The organism is Flavobacterium soyae, assembly GCF_021245985.1.
In the GTDB taxonomy this organism is placed as follows: domain Bacteria; phylum Bacteroidota; class Bacteroidia; order Flavobacteriales; family Flavobacteriaceae; genus Flavobacterium; species Flavobacterium soyae.
On record NZ_JAJQXA010000026.1, the window covers coordinates 38,545 to 44,842 of the forward strand.

General features: G+C 33.0%; 6 protein-coding genes. All 6 read right to left on the reverse strand.

What is annotated here, in order from left to right; all coding sequences use genetic code 11:
• Positions 1 to 132 precede the first annotated feature (132 nt).
• Entirely contained in the window at positions 133 to 972 is an 840-nt protein-coding gene (locus tag LUU93_RS20920; RefSeq protein ID WP_232683114.1) for a phytoene/squalene synthase family protein, read from the reverse strand.
• 3 nt (positions 973 to 975) lie between these two features.
• The gene (gene crtID, locus LUU93_RS20925; RefSeq protein ID WP_232683115.1) at positions 976 to 2,442 is read right to left on the reverse strand and encodes a bifunctional phytoene desaturase/3,4-desaturase; all 1,467 of its coding nucleotides are present in this window, start codon (positions 2,440 to 2,442) and stop codon (positions 976 to 978) included.
• Positions 2,443 to 2,481: 39 nt separating this feature from the next.
• The gene (locus LUU93_RS20930) at positions 2,482 to 3,381 is read right to left on the reverse strand and encodes a MerR family transcriptional regulator (RefSeq protein ID WP_232683116.1); all 900 of its coding nucleotides are present in this window, start codon (positions 3,379 to 3,381) and stop codon (positions 2,482 to 2,484) included.
• A gap of 72 nt (positions 3,382 to 3,453) precedes the next feature.
• Complete coding sequence (locus LUU93_RS20935; RefSeq protein WP_232683117.1) at positions 3,454 to 4,413, reverse strand: ion channel; 960 nt, start codon at positions 4,411 to 4,413, stop codon at positions 3,454 to 3,456.
• Positions 4,414 to 4,631: 218 nt separating this feature from the next.
• A complete protein-coding gene (locus tag LUU93_RS20940) occupies positions 4,632 to 5,132 on the reverse strand; it encodes a tetratricopeptide repeat protein (protein WP_232683118.1) in 501 nt (166 codons plus the stop codon).
• Between the two features lie 138 nt (positions 5,133 to 5,270).
• Positions 5,271 to 6,044: a hypothetical protein gene (locus tag LUU93_RS20945; protein ID WP_232683119.1), complete on the reverse strand. Its 774-nt coding sequence runs from the start codon at positions 6,042 to 6,044 to the stop codon at positions 5,271 to 5,273.
• Between the last annotated feature and the right edge of the window lie 254 nt (positions 6,045 to 6,298).

Genomic DNA, 6,298 nt, shown 5'->3' on the forward strand with positions numbered 1-6,298 from the left:
TTATTTTTTTGTTTGTCATTTCGACCGAAGGGAGAAATCGCACACGGGATTCGACAAAGATTGGTTCTTCACATTGCGGAGTTTCGAGTGCGATTTCTCCCTTCGGTCGAAATGACAAACTGTTCGTTTAATCTAAACCAGCTTCAATTTATATGTCACAAACGACTGTGCTAAAAGCCCTGCTTTTGTATAATTTGAAACCCGGATTCTTGAATTTCCAATTTCATGAGAAGGTGTTTTTTTTAGTTTTTTAAGCAGTTTTCTGTAATAAACATATGCGGTATAAACGCCAAATTTGGCTTCGATTGGCAGTTTTACAATTCCCTGATATGCAATACGAAAATCTTCTTCGATTTCTTTGATGATCTGTGCTTTTGAATCTTCGTTGAAATTGTTGAGGTTAACGCCCGGAAAATAAGTTCGGTTCAAGATGGTATTGTCATCTTTTAAATCTCTCAAAAAATTCACTTTCTGAAAGGCCGATCCTAATCGCATGGATTCGTTTTTTAACTGTTCGTATTTATGTTCTTTTCCCGATACAAAAACCTTTAAACACATTAAACCTACAACATCGGCAGAACCGTAAATGTAATCAGCATATTCGGCTTGTGTGTTGTAAGTTGATTTTATAAGGTCGAGTTTCATGCTTTTTAAAAAAGCCTGAACCAAATCGTCGGTAATATTATATTCTTTTACAGTATGCTGAAAAGAATTTAAAATAGGATTTAGGCTGATTCCTAACTCCATTGCTTTGTAATATTCTTTTTCGAAATCGTCAATCAGGGATTCTTTATCATAATCGTGAAAAGAATCTACAATTTCATCAGCAAAACGAACAAATCCGTAAATGCTGTAAATGGCATCGCGAATGCTTGGCGACAGCATTTTTACAGCAAGCGAAAAAGAGGAACTGTAGTTCTTGGTAATCAATTTGCTGCATTTAAAAGAAACGGCGTCGAATAATGTTTTCATTTTTTAAGACCTTAAAGATTTTTGAATTAATTCAGCAGCTAGTTTTCCTGAAATTAATGCAGGCGGAACACCTGGCCCGGGAACTGTCAATTGCCCTGTAAAATATAAGTTACGTACTTTTTTGCTTTTTAGTTTTGGACGCAAAAATGCGGTTTGTAATAATGTATTAGCCATTCCGTAAGCGTTTCCTTTATAGGCGTTATAATCTGCTTCAAAATCGTTTTTACAAAAGGATTCCTTAAATATAATATTATTTCTGATTTTCTGTTGTGTAAGCTGCTCAAAACGAGTAATTATCTTTTCGAAATATGCCTCTCTTAATGTTTCGTTATCTTCAATTCCGGGTGCCAGCGGAATTAAGAAGAACCCAGTTTCCATTCCGTCTGGTGCAGCAGTCTGATCTGTTTTAGACGGGAAATTGGCATAAAATAAAGGAGCTTCAGGCCATTTTGGATTGTCATAAATATCTGCCGCATGCTGATTAAAATCGACATCAAAAAATAAGGCATGATGCGAAATGTTCTCAATTTTCTTATTGAACCCTATAAAAAACAAGAGAGAAGATGGGGCAAAGATTCGACTCTCCCAATATTTTTGAGAATAAACCTGATGTTCTTTTTCCAGTAAAGTTTCAGTATGCTGATAATCTGCTCCACTTAAAATGATGTCAGCTTTTATTGTTTTTCCATTTACAATAATTCCCGAGGCAGTTCTGTTTTCAACAATTATTTTCTCAATGGAAGAATTTGTTTTGATGGTAACGCCAAGTTCTAAAGCTAATTTTTCGATTCCTCGAATGACATCAAACATTCCGGTTTTTGGATGCCAGGTTCCGAGTCCGAAATCGGCATAATTCATAAAATTGTAAAATGATGGTGTTTTAGCTGGCTTCGCTCCGAGGAATAAAACGGGAAATTCGAGAATTTGAATCAGTCTTTCATTTTTAAATTTCTTGCGAATATCAGAGCTGACATTATTAAAAAATTGATTGAGTTTTAAAACCGTTTTTTTTGTGATTAATTCCAGAGGAGAAACTCCGGGACGATACACTAAATCTTTTATAGCAATATCATAATTGCTTTTGGCTTGATTAATAAAGGTTTCCAGTTGTTTACCACTTCCTTTTTCAATTTCTTCAAATGTGGTTTTAATTTCTTCTAAACTGTCATAAATACTGATAAAATCATTTATGCCAAAATAAACGCGATAGGCAGGATTTAGTTTTATAAGCTCGTAATAATCTGATGGTTTTTTGTTGAAGTCATTAAAAAAACGTTCAAAAACATCTGGCATCCAATACCAGCTTGGTCCCATATCAAATGTAAAACCGTTTTTTTTGAATTGTCTTGCCCGACCGCCAATGGTTAGATTTTTTTCATAAATAGTGACCTTGTTTCCTTGTTGTGCCAGGTAACAAGAAGCGGCTAGCGAAGAAAAGCCTGATCCTATTATTGCGATAGTTTTTGTCATTTTTGTTTAACAAATATACAAAAACTTTAAACAGAATATTTAAATTGTTTCTATTGTTTCTTCCATGGAATCAAAAATACGGATTCTTTCCGGCAGTACTTTTTGATCGATGTGTTCGACCATTTTACCCATAAGCCAGATTTCATTATTTTTTTGCAGCAGTTTTTGCCCCATTGATTTTACATATTGGTTAATAACGCTGCGATCTGGCTGGATAGTCATAAAGGATACAAAAGTGATGTTTTCAAAATGCTTGGTTAAATCCTGCAGATTTTCAATGGGCATACTTTCGCCTAAATAAATGGTTTTGTAGCCTTTAGATAAAATTTCATATTGAAGATAAAGCAGTCCAATTTGATGAATTTCATTTAACGGAAGTGAAAGAACAAAAATTCTGTCTGTTTTTGTTGGTTTTTGAATCTGAAGGCTTTCGGTATAAATTAAAATTTTCTGTTTGATCAAATGACTCATAAAGTGTTCATTTGCAGGTGTTATTGTTTCCGACTGCCACAATAATCCTAATTCTTTTAATAAGGGCAAAAAATGTTCTTTAAAAACTTCTTTGAACGTTTTTTCAGAAATAAGCCAGTCAAAAGTGTTGAAAAACAGTTCCTGATCAAAATTCATCATGGCCATTTTAAAAGATGTAATGGCATAATTTTGAGAGTTTTTCTTCGAAATAATTTCGCGTACCAACTGCGGGATTTTTTCTTCCGGGTAAGTTGCTATTTTAGAAATTTTATAACCGTATTCGTGTAATAAGGTGATGTTTAGAAGTTTCTGTAAATTTTGCAGATTATAAAGTCTGATATTGGTATCAGTGCGCATTGGCTCCAAAATGTTATATCTTTTTTCCCAAATACGAATCGTGTGTGCTTTTATTCCGGATAAATTCTCAAGATCTTTTATACTGAAAACAGTTTTTATGTTGTTTACCATTTTTATACGATTATGTAAACAAAAGTAAAATAAAATCTCAAAAAACCTTTAAAACTTGATAAAAATGATACCTTATGAGAAGGTTATAGTATCAAATTGATTTAATTTGTCTAAATGCAAAATCGTTTTAGTACCATCTTTACTTCGGTTGTACATAGTCCTGAATTTTGCGCCGTAAATTATTTCACTGAAGGTATATGAAGTTCTGGCTGCCACTGTATTACTAAACATGTCATCAAAAGTGGTAATAAAGACTAAAATCTCACCATGAGTTTTGTTAAAATCTTCTTCGGTATAATTGTACAGCGGACTGTTTTCATCAATTGGGTGAACTAATGTCCAGCTTAACGAAAGTGCATTTATACGATCTAATTCGAGGTTAAGATTATAAAATTTATTTACCCTCTGGCCGTTTTCTTCAATACTCATTCCTAAAGTAACTTTTGCTGCCGCATCTGTAAAATTGGTATTTTTAAAAGGAACAAGTCGAATCATTAAGGCTTTGCCTTCTGCATAAGGAGAGATTAAAGCATTGTGTGAAAATTTTAAAAAAGCTGTTGGTTTGCTGAATCTTCCAAAGAATAAACCTGTTGCGATTGCAAAACTGAGCAGACCAATCAGGGCTTCGGCCGCAGATAAAGCACTTGTAAGGAATCCGGTTGGACTTATATGTCCATAACCAACGGTTGTAAAAGTCTGTGCACTAAAAAAATAGGCCTGTCCAAACTGGGTTAAAATGCTTCCCGATTGGGCAATTCCGTCCAAATGTTCGATTCCGATGGCATAATAAATAACAGCAAAAATAAAATTGATTATAATATAGAAAGAAAATAAAATAAACATGAACTTCCAATTCGGCATATCAATCATGGTATGGTACCAGCTTGTTCGTCGGAGCAGGTGCATACCTCTTTTTTCTATATTTGGAGTTCCGTTTTTATTTACAAATCTTCCGCCGTAGCTTCCGGCATTAGTACCAAATCCTGAATTTTTATCTGTTTGAAGGTTATTTATTTTTCTTAAAAGTGACATGCAGTTTTTACTGTTATTGTTTGATTATTTTTTTGGTGCTGTGTCCATTTTTCATTTGAAATCGAAATATAATAAATTCCTTTTGGTTACAAGCTCCAATCTGTTTTTATTGTGTTAATACTTTCTTGGACAGATAAATTATTATAATAAAATACAAAAAGCAATCAGCAAAAGAATGTATTTGCAGATTGCTTTTTTATTAAGATAATTTCAAATTATTATTTACAAAAAGTTCTTTTGTTTTTTATAGCACTTTGGCTTCCTAATTCGATTGCTTTTAGGAAATCTTTGCAGGAATTGGCTTTGTCTCCAATTTTATTGTAAGCTAAACCTCGTAAATTGTAAGCAACATAATCTCTTGGGTTTAAACCAAGTGAAGAAGTACAATCTTGAATAGCTTCGTGGAATTTTGACAGTTTGAAGTTTACGTTTGCACGGCCCGTAAAAGCATCGGCATTCATTTCGTCAAGTTCAATTGTTTTGCTAAAGTCGGCCATTGCACCTTGTAAGTCATTCAATTGGTATTTTGCAACGCCACGATTTTGATACGCTTCAACAAATTTAGAATTTTTGCCAATGGCTTTTGTGTAATCAGCAATTGCGCTTTTGTAATTTCCGGTTGCAGCTTTGTTAAAAGCTTTGTTAAAATAAATTTCTGCGGTTTGTGACCACGACGAAAAGCTTATCATAATAAATGATACAAGTAGTAGGTTTTTCATAAACTAATTTGGGATTAGCAGGTTAATTTTTCTTCAAACGAATTTAGTAAAGTTTTGTTTTTAGAAAGTATTCTTTTGCAAAATAATTATTAAGAATTATGAATTGTGGATTATGTTTGGGATAAATGCTTTAAGAATTTATTTTTTCTCTGTTCCTATTAAATACAGTACAACTCCAGGGCCGGATTTTACCCTGTTAATCTGCCAGTTATAAGATTCTGTATTATGTAGGTCTTTTACAAGATCATTCATTTCTTCAACTGAATAAGTTCTTAAGGAAGAAACAATACCATCCCATAAAACAAAAAGAGGAACTACAGGAATTAAATAAGTGAAAATAATGCGGCCAAGTTTAAAAGGCCTGATGAATGGCGTAGTCAATAAAACGCTTATTGGAGAAAAAATCATTGCTGCGATACTGGCAAAGCTTCTTTCCTGAACTTCAAAAATGGCAATTGAAGATTTAGAATCTACAGCATTTTGCAAAATCTGTTTCGCATCGTTTGGTTTAAAATGATGTAAGGAAAGAAATTGAGTTCTAAGTCCGTTTAAGTCTGAAGGAACATTTCGGGCATCGACAGAATGACTTATGTATTCAAAATTATCAGCTTGCTTTTTAGTGTATTCAAAAGCCGGAATATTTGGGTAATAATCAGTTAGAATGATTTGTAAGTTCGGGATTTCTTTTTTTAATTCATTGTTTAACCAAATAAGTCCACCGCCTCCGCCTGAAGCGAGATCAATAATTGTTGTTGTATTGTTCGTTTTTAAAATATCGACAAGTAAAGGAACAACGGGTTTGTACATTCCGGTTTTGTTCGACAGGAATTGTAAAAAGTCGGTTATGTAGTTTCTTAAAAAAACAGGAAACCATTTTTGGTCTTCAAATTCAAATAAATGTATTCTTGCCATACGTTTATCTTTTAGTCAATAATTTTGGAGAAAAGCAATCTGTAATTAAGGATGAATTTACAAAAAAGTTTGAAAATGATATATTTAAATTTTTAATTTAAAAGAGGAACGTAATTAGGAGTAAAATAAACAAGAGGCTGTCTCAAAAGGACAGCTTCTTTTTTTTGGTAAAAACAAGATTGTCCACTAAAAACATTAATTCAGGTTTTTCGGATTCCACTTTCAAGATAATTTTTTATTTCTTGCTGATTTTA

Coding starts and splice junctions, on each gene's coding strand:
- LUU93_RS20920 (WP_232683114.1), bottom strand. CDS start 972: ATGAAAACATTATTCGACGCCGTTTCTTTTAAATGCAGCAAATTGATT.
- crtID (WP_232683115.1), bottom strand. CDS start 2,442: ATGACAAAAACTATCGCAATAATAGGATCAGGCTTTTCTTCGCTAGCC.
- LUU93_RS20930 (WP_232683116.1), bottom strand. CDS start 3,381: ATGGTAAACAACATAAAAACTGTTTTCAGTATAAAAGATCTTGAGAAT.
- LUU93_RS20935 (WP_232683117.1), bottom strand. CDS start 4,413: ATGTCACTTTTAAGAAAAATAAATAACCTTCAAACAGATAAAAATTCA.
- LUU93_RS20940 (WP_232683118.1), bottom strand. CDS start 5,132: ATGAAAAACCTACTACTTGTATCATTTATTATGATAAGCTTTTCGTCG.
- LUU93_RS20945 (WP_232683119.1), bottom strand. CDS start 6,044: ATGGCAAGAATACATTTATTTGAATTTGAAGACCAAAAATGGTTTCCT.